Raw genomic sequence first — 17,503 nt, 5'->3', positions numbered from 1 at the left:
GCCCCCGCGGGGGACGGCGCACGAAGTGAGCGCACGGGTTGTTTCATTTCAGTTCACCGTTTCGGGTTGCGCAGCCCTGACGGGCCAGCCCTGCAGGTTCTCGGCGACGATCTCGCCGATCGCGCCGATCCACGCGGGCGCGCCGTTCAGGCACGGAATACGATGGAAGGACTTGCCGCCGCCGCCGAGGAACTCGTCGCGCACTTCCATGCCGATTTCCTCGATCGTCTCCAGGCAATCGGCCGTGAAACCAGGACAGAACACGTCGGCTCGCCTCACGCCGGCCTCGCCGAATTCGCGCAGCGTCGGCGCGGTGTACGGCTGCAGCCATTCGGCCTTGCCGAAACGCGACTGGAACGTGACGCGGCATTCGGTCGTCGACAGCCCGAGCGCAGCCATCAGCAACGCGCCCGTCTGCTGGCACTGGTCGTGATACGGGTCGCCGAGGTCGAGCGTGCGTTTCGGCACGCCGTGGAAACTCAGCACGAGCTTGTCGCCGGCCGCGAAGTCGGGCCGGCCATGCTGCGCCCAGTACTGGCGCACCTGCTCGGCCAACGCGTGGATATAGGCCGGATGGTCGGCGTAATGCCGCACCGTACGCACTTCCGGCTGGTTGCGCATGCGCGCGAGCGCGTCGAAGGCGGCATCGAATGCGGTGGCCGTGGTCGACGCCGAATATTGCGGATACATCGGCATCAGCAGCACGCGCTCGACACCCGCGCGCTTGAACTGCGCGAGTGCGTGTGAAATGTTCGGGCTGCCGTAGCGCATCGCGTAGTCGACCATGACCTGATAGCCGTTCGACGTGAGCAGGTGCCGCACGCTGTCGGTCTGGCGTTCGGTGTACACGCGCAGCGGCGAGCCCTCGGGCATCCAGACGGCCGCATATTTCTTTGCGGACGCGCGGCCGCGCAGCGGCAGGATCAGCGTGCGCAGCAGCACCTGCCAGACGGCCTGCGGAATCTCGACGACCCGAGGATCCGACAGGAATTCGGCCAGGTAGCGCCGTACCGCGCGGGGCGTGGGCGCGTCGGGCGTGCCGAGATTGATCAGCAGCACACCGATGCGGTGGGCGGCCGCGATGCTCGAAGGCGGCTCAAGATCGAAACGCATGGGCAAGAACGTGCTCGTGGCACGGGACCGGACGGCCCTCAATTATAGCGGGCCGCCCCGTACCGTTCGGCCGACTGTCGGCGCGTGCGGCATTGCGACACGATGTCGGGGCGGGATCAGGCGGCCGACGCAGGCTATTGCTGGCTCAGCGTGAGCGACAGCAGCCGCGCGGTGATGTCGACGATCGGTATCACGCGGTTGTACGCCATGCGGGTCGGGCCGATCACGCCGAGCGTGCCGACGATCTGCCCGTTCACCTCGTAAGGCGCGGTGACGACGCTCATTTCCTCGATCGGCACGAGCGTCGATTCGCCGCCGATGAAGATCTGCACGCCCTGGGCGTGGCTCGACACGTCGAGCAGTTGCAGGAGGCCCGTCTTTTGGTCGAATACGTCGAACAGCTTGCGCAGCCGCGCCATGTCGGACGAAAGATCCGCCACTTCGAGCAGGTTGCGCTCGCCGGAAATCAGCACGGTGTCCTCGGTGTCGGGCACCTCGGTACTGGCCGTCACGGCCGCATGCATCAGCGTGGTCATGTCGCCGCGCAACTGGTCGATCTCGTCGCGCAGGCGGCGGCGCACCTCGTCGAACGACAGTCCGGCGAAATGCGCATTGATGTAGTTGGACGCCTCGGTCAGCTGCGACGGCGAATAGTCGCGCGGCGTCGCGAGCATGCGGTTCTGCACGTCGCCCTCGGGCGTGACGATGATCAGCAGGATGCGCTTGTCGGACAGGCGCATGAACTCGATCTGCTTGAACACGTGGCTGCGACGCGGCGTCAGCACGACACCCGCGAACTGCGACAGGTTCGACAGCACGCTCGCGGCTGCCGCGACCACCCGCTGTTGCGGCTCGCCGGCCTGCAGCGTGTTCTGCACCTGCCGCGCGACGGCCTCGGCGTCGATCGGCGCCTCGACCGTCAGCATCGTGTCGACGAACAGCCGGTAGCCGCGCGGCGTCGGCACGCGGCCGGCCGACGTGTGCGGGCTCGACACGAGGCCGAGCTCCTCCAGGTCGGACATCACGTTGCGGATCGTCGCCGGGCTCAGCTCGAGCCCGGAGTAACGGGACAACGTGCGCGATCCGACTGGCTGACCGTCGGCGATATACCGTTCGATCAGGGTTTTCAGGAGGGTTCGTGCGCGAGGATCTAGCATGGTGGAAAATTTTAGCGCAACCGCGCGACCGCGGCGAGTGGCGTCGCCCTCCGTTGCGCGGGCCGGCCCGATCCGGCCCCGTCCGCGCACAACCGGTTCTTTTCGTCAACGAGCTATGGTGTAATGCCGGCATGAGAACCGGTAATCAGTTCAATACTGTCGCGCTCGTCGGCCGGAGCAACACGCCCGGCATCGCAGAGCCGCTTGCCACGCTGGCGGCCAGCTTGACCAAGCTCGGCTTCGAGGTCGTGTTCGAAGGCGACACCGCGCGCGAGATCGGCATTGCCGGCTATCCGGCGCTCACCCCGGCCGAAATCGGGGCGCGAGCGGACGTGGCGATCGTGCTCGGCGGCGACGGCACGATGCTCGGCATCGGCCGGCAGCTCGCGCCGTACCGGACGCCGCTGATCGGGATCAACCACGGGCGGCTCGGGTTCATCACGGACATCGCGGCAGCCGACATGCACGCGCTCGTCCCCGTGATACTGGCCGGCAAGTTCGAGCGCGAGGAGCGCTCGCTGCTCGAGGCGCGGATCATGCGCGACGGCGAACCGATCTACCACGCGCTCGCCTTCAACGACGTCGTCGTCAACCGCAGCGGCTTCTCCGGGATGGTCGAACTGCGCGCGTCGGTCGACGGCCGGTACATGTACAACCAGCGTTCGGACGGCCTGATCGTCGCGACGCCGACCGGCTCGACCGCCTACGCGCTGTCGTCGGCCGGCCCGATCCTCCATCCGCAGCTGGCAGGCATCGTGCTCGTGCCGATCGCGCCGCACGCGCTGTCGAACCGGCCGATCGTGCTGCCCGACGACACGAAAATCGCGATCCAGATCGTGGGCGGACGCGACGTCAACGTGAACTTCGACATGCAGTCGTTCACGTCGCTCGAACTGAACGACACGATCGAGGTGCGCCGCTCGAAGCACACGGTGCCGTTCCTGCACCCGATCGGCTACAGCTACTACACGACGCTGCGCAAGAAGCTGCACTGGAACGAACACGCCTCGAACGAAGACGACAAGGCGTCCTGACGCCGCTCCGCCCGACACCATGCTCCGCCACCTCTCGATCCGCGACTTCGTCATCGTCGCCGCGCTCGATCTCGAATTCGACAGCGGCTTTTCCGTCTTTTCCGGCGAAACCGGCGCCGGGAAATCGATCCTGATCGACGCCCTCGCCCTCGCCCTCGGCGAACGCGCCGACGCGAGCGTCGTGCGCACCGGCTGCGGCCGCGCCGACATCACGGCCGAATTCACGCCGCACGACCGCGTCGCGCGCTGGCTCGACGAACACGCGTTCGACGCCGAGGACACCGTGATGCTGCGCCGCGTGATCGACGCGAACGGCCGTTCGCGCGCGTTCATCAACGGCACCAGCGCGACACTCGCGCAGCTGCGCGAACTCGGCGAGATGCTCGTCGACATCCACGGCCAGCATGCGCACCAGCTGCTGATGCGGCCCGACGCGCAGCGCGAGCTGTTCGACACGCACGCGGGGCTCGTCGCCGATGCCGCGAACGTCGCACGCGCCTGGCGCGTGTGGCGCGACGCGACGCAAGCGATCGACACCGCGAAGGCACACGAACGCGAACTGCAGCTCGAACGCGAAAAGCTCGCGTGGCAGCTCGCCGAGCTCGACAAGCTCGCGCCGCAAGCCGGCGAATGGGACGAAGTCAGCAACGAACACAAGCGCCTGTCGCATTCGGCGAACCTGATCGAAGGGGTGCGCGGCGCGCTCAACGCGCTGTCCGAGTCCGACGATGCGATGCTCGCGCAGCTCGGCGCGATCGTGTCGAAGCTGCGCAGCCTGGCCGATTACGATACCGCGCTCGGCGACGCGCTCGCGTCGCTCGAACCGGCCGAGATCCAGCTGCAGGAAGCCGTCTATTCGCTGTCGCACTACGCGCAGCGCGTCGATCTCGATCCCGAGCGGCTCGCGCAGGTCGAAACGCGCCTCGACGCGCTGCACTCGACCGCCCGCAAGTTCCGGCTGCCGCCCGACACGCTGCACGAAGAGCATGCGGCGCGCCGCGCGCAGCTCGCCGCGCTCGACGCGGCCGCCGATCTCGGCGCACTCGTGGCGGCGCAGGCCAAGGCGCGCGAAGCCTATCTCGTCGACGCCAGGCGCCTGTCGAAGGCGCGTGTACAGGCCGCGAAAGCACTCGGCACGGCCGTCACGGCCGGCATGCAGGAGCTGTCGATGGCAGGTGGCAGTTTCGAAGTCGCCCTCGCGCCGCTCGCCGATGGCGGCCCGCACGGGCTCGAACAGGTCGAGTTCCGCGTCGCCGGGCACCCGGGCGTGCCGCTGCGGCCGCTCGCAAAGGTCGCGTCGGGCGGCGAACTCGCGCGGATCAGCCTCGCGCTCGCGGTGATCGCGAGCGCGGCAAGCCCGACGCCGACGCTGATCTTCGACGAAGTCGATACCGGGATCGGCGGCGGCGTCGCCGAAGTGGTCGGCCGCCTGCTGCACCAGCTCGGGCGCGACCGCCAGGTGCTGTGCGTGACGCACCTGCCGCAGGTCGCCGCGCGCGGCGACCATCACTTCCAGGTCGCGAAGGGCGCCGACGATCGCGGCGGCACGGTGTCGACGGTCGTCGCGCTCGACCGCGCGAACCGGATCGAGGAAGTCGCGCGGATGCTCGGCGGGCTCGAAATCACGGCCACCACCCGCAAGCACGCGAAGGAAATGCTGGCGGCCTGACGCGGCCGCCGCCCCGTTCGAACCGAACGGGGCCGCACTTCCAATTCGGAATTCAGGGCGGTGCGCGGGTCGATTCCGCGCCCGCCCTGCTTTCGTTCAAACGCCCGTTTCAACCGCGCCGAACACGCGCTCCCACAGCGCCGTCACCGCAGCCCGCTCGTCGGCCACCGCAGCCGGATCGACGCGCGCCTTCTCCATCCCGTCGAGCCGCAGCTTGTGCTGCAGCTTCCGGTACTTGCGGTACGCGGCGCCGACTCGCTCGGCCTCGTCCTCGCCCATCAGCCCGAAGCGGGCGACCTCGCGCAGCAGCGCGATGTTGCCGGTATTGCGGATCAGCTCGGCGTCGCTCGACGCGTGCAGCAGCACCCAGTACTGGACGATGAACTCGATGTCGACCATCCCGCCGCGGTCGTGCTTCAGGTCGAACAGCTCGGTCTGGTTCGGGTGGCCGGCAAACACCTTGCCGCGCATGTCGACGATCTCCTTCGCGAGCACGCCGCCGTCGCGCGGCGTCGTCAGCACCTGCTGGCGGATCGCCTCGAAGTCGGTGCCGATCTGCGCGTCGCCCGCGCTGTAGCGGGCACGCGTCAGCGCCTGGTGTTCCCACACCCACGCGGTGTTCGCGGCATCGCCCTCGCGCAGCTGGTAGCGGCGGAACGCGTCGAGATCGGTGACGAGCAGTCCGGCCTCGCCGTTCGGCCGCAGCCGCAGGTCGATGTCGAACAGCGCGCCCGCGCCGGTCGCCGTCGTGAGCCACGTGATGAGCCGTCGCGTGAAGGTCGTGTAGACGTCCGCCGAGCGTTCGTCGGGGTCGTCGTACAGGAAGATCAGGTCGAGATCCGACGCGTAGCCGAGCTCCTTGCCGCCCAGCTTGCCGTATGCGATCACCGCGAACTTCGGCACGTCGCGATGGCGCTTCGCGAGCTGCGACCAGACGACCTCGATCGTCACGTCGAGCACCGCATCGGCCAGCTCGGACAGGCGATCGCTCACGTGCTCGACCGACAGTTGCCCGGCCAGGTCGATCAGCAGGATCCGGAACACCTCCGCGTGCTGCGCGTGCCGCAGCAGGTCCATCTGCTGCTCGGGGCCGTCGGCCGCCGCGAGGCGCGCGCGCAGTGCGTCCTTGAACGCGGGCCAGTCGAACGGGCTCGCGATCGCCTCGTCGTCGAGCAGCTCGTCGAGCAGCTGCGGGTGGCGGATCAGGTAGCCGCCGCCCCAGCGCGTCGCGCCGAGCACCGACAGCACGCGGTCGAGCGCGGCCGGATATTCGGTCAGGAGCGCGAGATAGACGCCGCGCCGGCTGACCGTCTCGAGCAGGTCGAACAGGCGCACGATCGTGTCGTCGCGGCGTGCGGCATCGATCTTCGGCGCGGCGTCGAGCGCGCGTTGCGCGACGCTGTCGAAGCGCTGCCGGCTCTTTTCCGGCAGCCCCGAGTAGCGCGACGATTGCCAGATCGCGCGCAGCCGGGCGAGCACGGTAGCCGGATCGGCAAAGCCCAGGCCGTCGAGCCGCGCGACCAGCGCGTCGTCCTCGCCGTCGTCGGCCAGCGCACCGCTCCAGATCCACGCGGCCGCCGTATCGTCGCCGGCCGAGCAGGGGCCGCCGCTCACCTTGTCGGCAAAAATCTGGTCGAACTGCGCCTCGACGAAGGTTCGATGGCCCTCCAGCACCGCCATCAGCGCCGCGTAGTCGGCAAAGCCGAGCGACCCGGCCAGCGCCGCGCGCTCGTCGGGCTCGACCGGCATCGCGTGCGTCTGCGCGTCGTTGCGGTACTGCAGCCGGTGTTCGAGCGTGCGCAGGAAGTTGTAAGCCTCGGACAGGCGTGCGCGCACGTCCTCGCCGATCAGCCCGCGCGCCTGGGCATGACGCAGCACCGCGAGCGTCGGCCGCACGCGGAATTCCGCATCCTGACCGCCGCGGATCAGCTGGAACACCTGCGCGCTGAACTCGATCTCGCGGATCCCGCCGCGCCCGAGCTTGATGTCGTCGGCCTTGTCGGGCCGCATCGACGCGCGCCGCGCGGCTTCCTGCCGGATCTGCTGGTGCAGCGAACGGATCGCGCCGATCACGCCGAAATCGAGATAGCGGCGGTACACGAACGGCTTGACGATCGATTCGAGCTGCGACTCCAGCCGCTGCGCGGCGTCGCTGTCGCCTTCCGACACGAGCCGGCCCTTGATCCATGCATAGCGCTCCCACTCGCGCCCCTGCACGTAGAAATATTCCTCGAGCATCCCGAGGCTGCACACGAGCGGCCCCGAATCGCCGTTCGGGCGCAGCCGCATGTCGACGCGAAACACGTAGCCGTCGGCCGTGACCTCGGACAGCACGCCGATCAGGCGCCGGCCGAGCCGCGTGAAGTACTCCTGCGTGGACAGCGGCGAACGCGCGCCGCCGGTCGTCTCGCCGTCGTCCTCGTAGACGAAGATCAGGTCGATGTCCGACGACACGTTCAGCTCGCGGCCGCCGAGCTTGCCCATCCCCACCACGCCAAGCACGACGCGCTGGCCGTCGGCGCCGCGCGGCTCGCCGTACAGCGCCTCGAGTTCGGCCGACAGCAGCGCCAGCGAGCGCTGGACGGCCACTTCGGCGAGATCGGTCATCGCGCCCGTCACTTCGGCGACGTCCGCCAGCCCGCGCAGGTCGCGCTCGGCGACCGCACCGAATGCCTCGGCGCGCAGTTGCCGCAGCGCGCGCTTCAGTTGCTCCTCGGTCGGCGCGGCCGTGCCGGCCGGCGTCGCGAGCAGCTCGGTCAGGCGCGCGTCGAGCTGCGTGCGGCCGAGCGGCGCGGCCGCCCACGCGGCAACCTGCTCGGCCAGCGCGGGCCGTGCGGTAGCCGCGCGGGCAATGTATCGGGAATAGGACGTGCTGATCAGGGCGGAAGCGTCGGTCATCGAGAAGCGGGCCTGGCGGAAAGGCCGTCCGGCAGCCGGCCAGCGCGCGTGCGCCCCGCTGCCGGCCGGCCCCATGGACTCGGCGCGGCATCGCGGGACGCATGAGCGCCTGCCGCGAAACCGCGCGCCGGAAAGCCCGTGCCGCGCTGCCGCAACGGCCGCCGGCACGAACCCGTGTGATACATTTCAACGTCAGTCTGCAAAACTACCATATCGCCGCCCGTCCGCCGCATGTCCGACCGTCAGGAATCCGCCGTAGCTGCGCCCGAAGCGGGACCTCCGAAGCACGATCATCCGGTCCTGCGTCGCGTGTTCAGGGTGACGCTGGCAGTCGGGATCGGCACCTACTTCGTCGCGTCCGGCGCCTTCCTCGGGCTGCGCTACGTGCTGCTGCCCCGCATCGACGAATTCCGGCCGCGCATCGAGCGTGCCGTATCCGACAAGCTCCACGCGCAGCTTTCGATCGGCAGGCTTTCCCCGAACTGGTCCGGCATGCAGCCGGGCGTCGAACTCACGAACCTGACGATCCGCGGCCGCGACGGCCAGGTCGCGCTGTCCGTGCCGCATGCGACGGCCGCGCTGTCGTGGATGTCGCTGCTGCGGTTGTCGCCCGCGTTGTCGAGCCTGATCGTCGACCAGCCCGACCTCGTCGTCGCGCGCACGGCCGACGGCTCGCTGAGCATTGCAGGCGTCGGCGTGGCAACCACCCACGGCGGCAACGACACGTTCGGCACGTGGCTGCTGAAGCAGGAAGCGATCGTGCTGCGCGGCGGCACGCTGCGCTGGCGCGACGCGCAGCACAACGCACCTGAACTCGTGCTGTCGGGCATCCGGCTCGCGGTGCTCAACGACGGCCGCGTGCACAAGGCCGCGCTGCAGGCGCCCGCGAACGGCACGCTGCTGCTCGGCCCGCTCGACTTCCGTGCACGCTTCCGGCACAAGCCGCTCGCGCCGATCGGCAAGCCGTCGAACTGGACCGGCGACGCGTACCTGTCGACGGGCCCCGTCGATCTGCAGACGCTCACGCGCTATCTCGACATGCCGCTGACGATCCACGCGGGACGGATCGACAACGCGATCTGGGCAACGTTCAGCGACGGCCACCTGCGCTCCGCGGGCGGCGACCTGCAGGGCGCCGACGTCGCCCTGCGCGTGCGCCCGACGCAGCCGCGGCTCGACGTGCCGACGGTCGGCTTCGGCTGGGACATGGTGCTCGATGCGGGCCACGACTACACGCTGCACCTGACGCGCTTCAACGCGGAGCTCGGCCAGCCGCCGTTGTCGGACGGCACGCCGCTCGCCCGCTCGCTCGCGCTGTCGACGCTGACGGCCCGCTACCGCGTGCCGACCGCGACCCAGGGGCAATTGATCAGCGTCGCCGGCGATCGCGTCGATCTCGGCATCCTCAGCGAGTTCATCCGCGGGCTGCCGCTGCCGGCACGCCTGCGCAACGAGCTGATCAAGATCGACCCGCGCGGCATGGTGTCGAACTACCAGATCGAGGTCGAGCGCGCAAAACCCGCGCGCGCCGACCTCGCCGACGAGGAGCGGCGCACGGGCGCCGCGCCGATCGTCCGCTACCGTTTCCTCGGTGACCTGCAGGGCATCAGCTTTGCCGCGCAGGAGCCGCCGCCCGGGCTCTCGCCGCGCGGTCACCCGCGCGCCGGCTGGCCGGGCGTCGAGAACCTGTGGGGCCGCGTCGACGCGAACGAGACGGGCGGCACCGCGCATTTCGACACGGTCAACGCAGCCGTCACCGTGCCCGGCGAGTTCGACGAACCGCGCCTGACGTTCGACCGGCTGCGCGGCAATGCGAAATGGACGATCACGCCCGCGCCCGGCGACAAGCACGCGCGTGTCGACGTATCGCTGCCCGACCTGCTCGTGTCGAACCCCGATGCCGAAATCGCGGTGTCCGGCTCGTACACGAACCCCGGCCACGGCCGCGGCTCGCTCGACCTGCGCGCCGATTTCGCGCGCGCGTCGGTCGCGCGCATTCCGCGCTACTTGCCGACCGGGATGTCCGAGCACCTGCGCGACTATCTCGGCCACGCGCTGCAGGACGGCAAGGTGACCAAGGGCGCGTCGATCGTCGCGCGCGGCCCGCTCGAGAAATTCCCGTTCGAACACGAGCCGGACGCCGGCGTGTTCCACATCGTCGCGCCGTTCACCGGCGGCCGCTTCGAGCCGACGCCGTACCCGCCGCGCACGCTCGCGAACGGCACGCCGAGCGTCTGGCCGGCGCTCGACGGGATCGACGGCGTGTTCGAGCTCGCGCAGAACAAGCTGCGCTTCGACATCGAGCGCGCGCACTACAAGCGCGTCGCCTTGACGAAGGTCGCGGGCCGCATCGACGATCTCGGCAATCCGACCCACTCGCCGCTGATCATCGACGGCCATGCGCAAGGCCCGCTCGCCGATCTGGTCGACTACGCGGACAACAGCTCGCTCGGCATGATGAGCGGCCATATCGGCCAGCGGATCGATGCACAGGGCCCCGCGTCGCTCGCGCTCAAGATCACGATTCCGCAGCACGTCGCGCATCCGCACACGCACATCGAAGGTGCGCTCGCGTTCGGCGGCAACACGCTGTCGGCCCACGGCGTGCCGCCGCTGTCGGCACTGCGCGGCAGCGTCCGCTTCACCGAGGCCGGCGCGTCGCTGCACGACCTGTCGGGGCGCTTCCTCGGCGGCCCGGTGCGCGCGAACGGCAACTTCCAGTCGCACGGCCCGTACACGGTGGACGTCGACGGCCGGCTCGCGCTCGACGCGGCACGCGGCCTGAACCTGCACGGCCCGGCGGCCGCGCTGCTCGAACACGTGGTCGGCGACGCGCCGTACAAGGTCGCCGTGCGCGGCGCACCGGGCCGCCTGCCCGACATCAGCGCGCATTCCGACCTGACGGGCGTCGCGCTGAACTTCCCGGCGCCGTTCGCAAAAGCGGCCGGCACGCCGATGCCGTTCAGCTTCACGCTGCAGCCGGCGCCGCAGGCGGACGGCAAGCGCCTCGAACACGCCGACCTGACGCTCGGCCCGGTGTCCGCGACCTACCTGCTCGACGCGACGCACGGCCAGCCGCTGCGCGCGGTGCGCGGCGCGATGGGCATCCACCGGATGCCCGACATGCCGCAGGACGGCGTGAGTGCGGCCGTCGACGTCGACGAGCTGGACGCCGACGCGTGGCTCGCGCTCGCCCACACGCTGAAGCCGGACGCGCCGCGCGCACCGGAACCGCCGGCCGCGCCGGGCGTCGATTTCGCAAGCTTTGCACCGAAGCGCTTCGCGTTCCACTTCGGCACGCTGAAGCTGCTCAAGCGCAACTGGGAGAACGTGATCGTCGGCGCGTCGCACGTCGACGACCTCTGGCAGGCGAACATCGCATCGAACCAGGTATCGGGCTACCTGTCGTGGGCGCCGGGCGGCGGCCACAACGGCGCGGGCGTGCTGAATGCGCGGCTCGCGAAGCTCGTGGTGCCGCAGAGTTCGCAGCACGACCTCGTCGGCCGCGCGATGAACCTGCCGACGCCGACCGACCGTCCGATGCCGTCGATCGACCTGATCGTCGACCAGGTCGTCGCACGCGACCACGACATCGGCCGCCTCGTCGTCAACGCGCGCAACATCGACGAAGACGGCACGCCCGTGTGGCAGCTCGACAAGCTGGAACTGTCGAACCCGGCCGCGAAGCTCACGGCGACCGGCAACTGGCGCACGTCGCGTCGCGCGCTCGCCCGCGGTGCCGACGAAAGCGACGCACCGCGCCGCACCGTGTTCGACTTCAAGCTCGACATCGACAACGCGGGCGCGCTGCTCGACCGCGTCGGCCTGCCGCGCACGCTCGCGGACGGTCACGGCTCGGTGACGGGCAAGGTCGGCTGGCGCGGCGGCCCGACCGCGCTCGACTTCCCGTCGCTCGGCGGCCAGGTCGCGCTCGACCTCGAACACGGGCAGATCCTGAAGGTCGATCCGGGCGCGGCAAAACTCCTCGGCGTGCTGAGCCTGCAGAGCCTCGCACGCTTCCTGACGCTGAATTTCCGCGATGTGGTCGGCAAGGGGCTGCCGTTCGACAAGATCACCGGCACCGGCCAGATTTCGAACGGGATCGCGCGCACCGACGACTTCTCGATGATGACGGGCCCCGCGAACGTCACCGTGCGCGGCGCAGTCGATCTCGGCACCGAGACGCAGGACCTGCATGCGCATGTCGCGCCGAAAATCAGCGCGGGCGCCGCCGCGATCGGCGCGGCCGTCATCAACCCGCTGCTCGGCATCGGCGTGCTGGCCGCGAACTATGCGCTGTCGGAAACGCTGTCGCGCGCGTTCGCGATCGACTACTCGATCACCGGTTCGTGGGCGCACCCGCACATCGAGCGGGTGCGGGGCGATCAGGGTAAGATGAATCACGGTCCGGCCGATGCGGCGAACCATTGAGCGCGCATCGAACCGCGCAGGGCGCCGGGCCGCACCCCATTTATGACGCAACCGATCCCGCGATGACCGACCACACCCGTTCCGCCACACCCTACCGGGTCGCCGCGCTGCAGATGGTGAGCACGCCGGACGTCACACGCAATCTCGCCGAAGCGCGCCGCCTGATCGCGGAAGCCGCCGGCGAAGGCGCGCAGCTCGTGCTGCTGCCCGAGTATTTCTGCTTCATGGGCCATCGCGACACCGACAAGCTCGCGCTCGCCGAGCCTTACCAGGACGGCCCGATCCAGCGCTTCCTCGCGGACGCCGCGCGCCGCCACGGCATCTGGGTGATCGGCGGCACGCTGCCGCTGAAGGCGCCGGAGCCCGATCGCGTGCTGAACACGACGCTCGTGTTCGATCCGTCCGGCAACGAAGCCGCGCGCTACGACAAGATCCACCTGTTCAACTTCGAGAAAGGCGACGAGTCGTTCGACGAGGCGCGCACGATCCGCGCGGGCGATACGGTCGTCGCGTTCGACGCGCCGTTCGGGCGGGTCGGCCTGTCGGTCTGTTACGATCTCCGCTTTCCGGAGCTGTATCGCCGCCTGGGCGACTGCGCGCTGATCGTCGTCCCGTCGGCGTTTACGTATACGACGGGCCGCGCGCACTGGGAAACGCTGCTGCGCGCGCGGGCCGTCGAGAACCAGTGCTACGTGCTCGCGGCCGCGCAGGGCGGCAAGCACGAGAACGGACGGCGCACCTGGGGCCACAGCATGCTGATCGACCCGTGGGGCGAAATCGTCGCGGTCCGCGACGTGGGCGCGAGCGTCGTGCTCGGCTCGATCGATCCGCAACGCATCGCCGACGTACGCCAGAGCCTGCCCGCGTGGCGGCACCGCGTGCTGACCTGAATCCGCCGCACCGCTTGAAACGCCGCGCGGCCAACCCATCTGCCCAGCAGCACCCGACAACTTTTTGAGAAACCCCGATATCCGCATGAACATCATCGAACCCGGCATCCGCAACCTCGCGCTGGCGAAGGACATCCTGCTTACGCCGTACGGCCTCGACGAAAGCCTGCTCACGCGCACGATCGCCGACATCTTCACGCACCGCGTCGACTACGCGGACCTGTACTTCCAGGCGACCCGCAGCGAAGCGTGGAGCCTCGAGGAAGGCATCGTCAAGTCGGGCAGCTTCAGCATCGACCAGGGCGTCGGCGTGCGCGCGGTCGCGGGCGACCGCACCGCGTTCGCGTACTCGGACGACCTGTCGCCGGAAGCGATCGCGCAAGCCGCTGCCGCCACCAAGGCGATCGCGGCGGCCGGCGGGGGCCGCCAGAAGATCAAGGCGGCCACCTCGCTGAAGGGGATCTCGGGCCGCGACCTGTACCTGCCGTCCGATCCGCTCGCGTCGCTCGACGCAACGGCCAAGGTCAAGCTGCTCGAGCGCATCGAGCAGATGGCGCGCGGGCGCGACCCGCGCATCACGCAGGTGATGGCCGGCCTCGCCGGCGAATACGACGTCGTGCTGGTCGCCCGCAGCGATGGCGCGCTCGCGGCCGACATCCGCCCGCTCGTACGCGTGTCGGTCACGGTGATCGCCGAACAGAACGGCCGCCGCGAGATCGGCTCCGGCGGCGGCGGCGGCCGCTTCGACTACGGCTACTTCACCGACGAAGTCCTGTCGCGCTACGTCGACGACGCGGTGCACGCGGCGCTCGTCAACCTCGACGCCCGTCCCGCGCCGGCCGGCGCGATGACGGTCGTGCTCGGGCCGGGCTGGCCGGGCGTGCTGCTGCACGAAGCGATCGGCCACGGCCTCGAAGGCGACTTCAACCGCAAGGGCTCGTCGGCATTCGCGGGCCGGATCGGCGAGCGGGTTGCCGCGAAGGGCGTGACCGTCGTCGACGACGGCACGCTGCCGAACCGCCGCGGTTCGCTGAACATCGACGACGAAGGCAACCCGACGCAGTGCACGACGCTGATCGAGGACGGCATCCTGAAGGGCTACATCCAGGACACGCTGAACGCTCGCCTGATGAAGATGCCGGTCACGGGCAACGCACGACGCGAGTCGTACGCGGCGCTGCCGATGCCGCGCATGACGAACACGTACATGCTGAACGGCGACAAGGATCCGCAGGAAATCATCGCGTCGGTGAAGCACGGCCTGTACGCGGTGAACTTCGGCGGCGGCCAGGTCGACATCACGAACGGCAAGTTCGTGTTCTCGGCGTCCGAGGCGTACATGATCGAGAACGGCAAGATCACCTACCCGGTGAAGGGCGCGACGCTGATCGGCAGCGGCCCGGAATCGCTGAAGGACGTGAGCATGATCGGCAACGACATGTCGCTCGACTCGGGCGTCGGCGTGTGCGGCAAGGAAGGCCAGAGCGTGCCGGTCGGCGTCGGTCAGCCGACCCTGCGGATCGACCGGATGACGGTCGGCGGTACGGCATAACCGCATCGTCACGCAGACAATCCGCGTATTTTGAAGAAAACGCGCGGATTGTCCGCATTTTCGAACACCCCCGGTTGCCAGCTGCCCGGCGACGGGGTATAAATTCCGAATCAACTTTTTTGACGAACCGAATCCCCGTCATGTCCGCCAAGTTTTACTTTTACTTTTTTTGGTATCTCAGACCGCTGGCGGATCGAGAGGGTTGATGGCGCGTAAAGCGCAACCGAAATTCCCGAAAAAACCGCCGGCGAACCCGGCGGTTTTTTTTCGCCCTTCGCCACCCGGTTGCCGCCGCAGCGGTCCCGCGGCCCCGACCGAAACCACTGAATCGCTTGAATTGATGAATCTGCCGCACGCCCACTGATCGAACGGCGCTCGGAACCAAGGAGAAACAGCATGCCCCCGCACAACACCGACGACGTCCGCATTCGCGAACTCAAGGAACTGACGCCGCCCGCCCACCTGATCCGCGAATTCGCGTGCTCCGAAGCCGCGTCCGAGCTGATCTACAACTCGCGCCAGTCGATGCACCGCATCCTGCACGGGATGGACGACCGGCTGATCGTCGTCGTCGGGCCGTGCTCGATCCATGACACGAAGGCGGCGATCGAATACGCGGGCCGGCTCGCGAAGGAGCGCGAGCGCTTCAAGGGCGAGCTGGAAATCGTGATGCGCGTGTACTTCGAGAAACCGCGCACGACGGTCGGCTGGAAGGGGCTCATCAACGATCCGCACCTCGACAACAGCTTCAAGATCAACGAAGGGCTGCGCACCGCGCGCGAGCTGCTGCTGCAGATCAACGAGATGGGGCTGCCGGCCGCGACCGAATACCTCGACATGATCAGCCCGCAGTACATCGCCGACCTGATCTCGTGGGGCGCGATCGGCGCGCGCACGACCGAGTCGCAGGTGCACCGCGAACTCGCGTCGGGGCTGTCGTGCCCGGTCGGCTTCAAGAACGGCACCGACGGCAACGTGAAGATCGCGGTCGACGCGATCAAGGCCGCGTCGCAGCCGCACCATTTCCTGTCGGTGACGAAGGGCGGCCACTCGGCAATCGTGTCGACGGCCGGCAACGAGGACTGCCACGTGATCCTGCGTGGCGGCAAGGCGCCGAACTACGACGCGGAAAGCGTGAACGCCGCCTGCGCGGACATCGGCAAGGCCGGCCTCGCCGCGCGGCTGATGATCGACGCGAGCCACGCGAACAGCTCGAAGAAGCACGAGAACCAGATCCCCGTCTGCGCGGACATCGGCCGCCAGATCGCGGCCGGCGACGCGCGCATCGTCGGCGTGATGATCGAGTCGCACCTCGTCGAGGGCCGCCAGGACCTGAAGGAAGGCTGCGAGCTGACCTACGGCCAGAGCATCACCGACGCGTGCATCGCGTGGGACGACAGCGTGAAGGTGCTCGAAGGCCTCGCGGAATCGGTCAAGGCACGTCGCGTCGCGCGCGGCAGCGGCAACTGATCGCCCGGACCTGCGCCGCAACGAAAAAGCCCGGCTCTCGCCGGGCTTTTTTCATGGGCCGCCGACTGCCGGCCGGCAGGTCACTCGAGCGCGCCCGAACCGAAGATTTCGGTGTTGATGCGTTCGGGCGCGACGCCGAGCGCGACCAGCGCATCGCGTTGCGCCTTCATGAACGCGATCGGGCCGCAGACGTAGTAGTCGGCGTCCGGCACCAGCGCGTAGTGCTGCACGCGTTCCGGCGTGAGGCGCCCTTCGAGATCGTGGTCGATGCCGGCGCGATCGTTCGGGCCGACCAGCTCGTACACCACCGTGCGCTTGACGTTCGCGTGTTCGCGCACCGTCTCGTTCAGCCAGTCGCGGAACGCATGGACCGCGCCCGAGCGGCAGGCGTGGACGAACCGCACGTCACGCTGGCTGCCTTCGTCGATCAGCGTCGAGGCCATCGACACCATCGGCGTCAGGCCAACGCCGCCGGAGATCAGCACGACCGGCGTCTCGACGCCGCGCTTCAGCGAGAATTCGCCCATCGGCGCGGTCACCTCGACGATCGCGCCCTCTTCGACGCCGTCGTGCATCAGCGTCGACACCTTGCCGGCCGGAATCGCTTCCGGCTGGCCGGCCTCGCGCTTCACCGAGATGCGCAGCCACTTGCCGTGCGGCGCATCGGACAGGCTGTACTGGCGCGGCTGGTCGACGCCGAGGTCGCCGACGAAGCGCTTCACCGTGATGTACTGGCCCGGCTCGAAGGCCGGCGCCGCGCCGCCGTCGGCGGGCGTCAGGTAGAACGACGTGATCTCGTCGCTCTCGCGCACCTTGCGCGCGACCTTGAACGGGCGGAAGCCGCTCCACGCGGCGCCCGCGTACAGGTCGGCCTCGGCGCCGATCAGGATCTGCGCGAGCTGGCCGTACGCGACGCGCCACGCCTCGAGCGTTTCCGCATCGACTGCGTCGCCGAGCACTTCGACGATCGACGCGAGCAGGTTCTCGCCGACGATCGGGTAATGCTCGGGGCGGATGTTCAGGCTCGCGTGCTTGTGCGCGATGTGCGACACCGCACCGCCGAGCGCACCGAGGTTGTCGATGTTCGCCGCATACGCATAGACGGCCTTCGCGAGCGTTTCCGGCTGGCTGCCGGTCTTCTGGTGCGTCTGGTTGAACAGGTTCTTCAGTTCCGGATGACGCGCGAACATGCGCTGGTAGAAATGCTTCGTGATCGTCGCGCCGTGCACGGCGAGGACGGGGGCGGTGGCCTTCACACGGGCCATCTGGTCAGCGGTGATGTGGGTCAT

Annotated in this window: 11 protein-coding genes; 6 read left to right on the top strand and 5 right to left on the bottom strand. The window is 69.0% G+C overall.

Features of this window, described 5'->3' with window-relative positions; all coding sequences use genetic code 11:
- Positions 1 to 48: 48 nt before the first annotated feature.
- Both hemH and hrcA read right to left on the bottom strand, forming a co-directional pair.
- Positions 49 to 1,113, bottom strand: a complete 1,065-nt coding sequence (gene hemH / locus AC5LXK_RS03470) for a ferrochelatase (protein WP_493390324.1) — start codon at positions 1,111 to 1,113, stop codon at positions 49 to 51.
- 134 nt (positions 1,114 to 1,247) lie between these two features.
- Positions 1,248 to 2,270, bottom strand: coding sequence for a heat-inducible transcriptional repressor HrcA (gene hrcA / locus AC5LXK_RS03465; protein ID WP_011544637.1), 1,023 nt, complete (start codon positions 2,268 to 2,270; stop codon positions 1,248 to 1,250).
- Between the two features lie 131 nt (positions 2,271 to 2,401).
- On the opposite strand from hrcA, the gene AC5LXK_RS03460 reads away from it, so the two are divergent.
- A complete protein-coding gene (locus tag AC5LXK_RS03460) occupies positions 2,402 to 3,304 on the top strand; it encodes an NAD kinase (RefSeq protein ID WP_493390323.1) in 903 nt (300 codons plus the stop codon).
- Positions 3,305 to 3,323: 19 nt separating this feature from the next.
- A complete protein-coding gene (gene recN / locus AC5LXK_RS03455) occupies positions 3,324 to 4,973 on the top strand; it encodes a DNA repair protein RecN (protein WP_493390322.1) in 1,650 nt (549 codons plus the stop codon).
- A 96-nt stretch (positions 4,974 to 5,069) separates the two neighbouring features.
- Here recN and glnE read toward each other — a convergent pair whose 3' ends face one another.
- Positions 5,070 to 7,871, bottom strand: coding sequence for a bifunctional [glutamate--ammonia ligase]-adenylyl-L-tyrosine phosphorylase/[glutamate--ammonia-ligase] adenylyltransferase (gene glnE, locus AC5LXK_RS03450; RefSeq protein WP_493390321.1), 2,802 nt, complete (start codon positions 7,869 to 7,871; stop codon positions 5,070 to 5,072).
- A 231-nt stretch (positions 7,872 to 8,102) separates the two neighbouring features.
- Between glnE and AC5LXK_RS03445 the strand changes: the two genes are divergently transcribed.
- From AC5LXK_RS03445 to tldD, 3 genes are all read left to right on the top strand, one after another.
- Positions 8,103 to 12,302, top strand: a complete 4,200-nt coding sequence (locus AC5LXK_RS03445; RefSeq protein ID WP_493390320.1) for a YhdP family protein — start codon at positions 8,103 to 8,105, stop codon at positions 12,300 to 12,302.
- 62 nt (positions 12,303 to 12,364) lie between these two features.
- On the top strand, positions 12,365 to 13,192 hold the full coding sequence (locus AC5LXK_RS03440) for a carbon-nitrogen hydrolase family protein (protein WP_493390319.1): 828 nt from the start codon (positions 12,365 to 12,367) through the stop codon (positions 13,190 to 13,192).
- 85 nt (positions 13,193 to 13,277) lie between these two features.
- Positions 13,278 to 14,744: a metalloprotease TldD gene (gene tldD / locus AC5LXK_RS03435; protein ID WP_043189560.1), complete on the top strand. Its 1,467-nt coding sequence runs from the start codon at positions 13,278 to 13,280 to the stop codon at positions 14,742 to 14,744.
- 110 nt (positions 14,745 to 14,854) lie between these two features.
- On the opposite strand, the gene AC5LXK_RS03430 is transcribed toward tldD, so the two are convergent.
- The gene (locus AC5LXK_RS03430; protein WP_493390318.1) at positions 14,855 to 15,142 is read right to left on the bottom strand and encodes a hypothetical protein; all 288 of its coding nucleotides are present in this window, start codon (positions 15,140 to 15,142) and stop codon (positions 14,855 to 14,857) included.
- On the opposite strand from AC5LXK_RS03430, the gene aroG reads away from it, so the two are divergent.
- Complete coding sequence (aroG, locus tag AC5LXK_RS03425) at positions 15,141 to 16,214, top strand: 3-deoxy-7-phosphoheptulonate synthase AroG (protein ID WP_493390317.1); 1,074 nt, start codon at positions 15,141 to 15,143, stop codon at positions 16,212 to 16,214. The genes AC5LXK_RS03430 and aroG overlap by 2 nt on opposite strands.
- An 80-nt stretch (positions 16,215 to 16,294) precedes the next feature.
- Here aroG and hmpA read toward each other — a convergent pair whose 3' ends face one another.
- Complete coding sequence (gene hmpA / locus AC5LXK_RS03420; RefSeq protein ID WP_493390316.1) at positions 16,295 to 17,503, bottom strand: NO-inducible flavohemoprotein; 1,209 nt, start codon at positions 17,501 to 17,503, stop codon at positions 16,295 to 16,297.

This window comes from Burkholderia pulmonis (genome assembly GCF_984667975.1).
The sequence above is the reverse complement of the archived record's forward strand: the minus strand, read 5'-3'. Positions and strand labels throughout refer to the sequence as shown.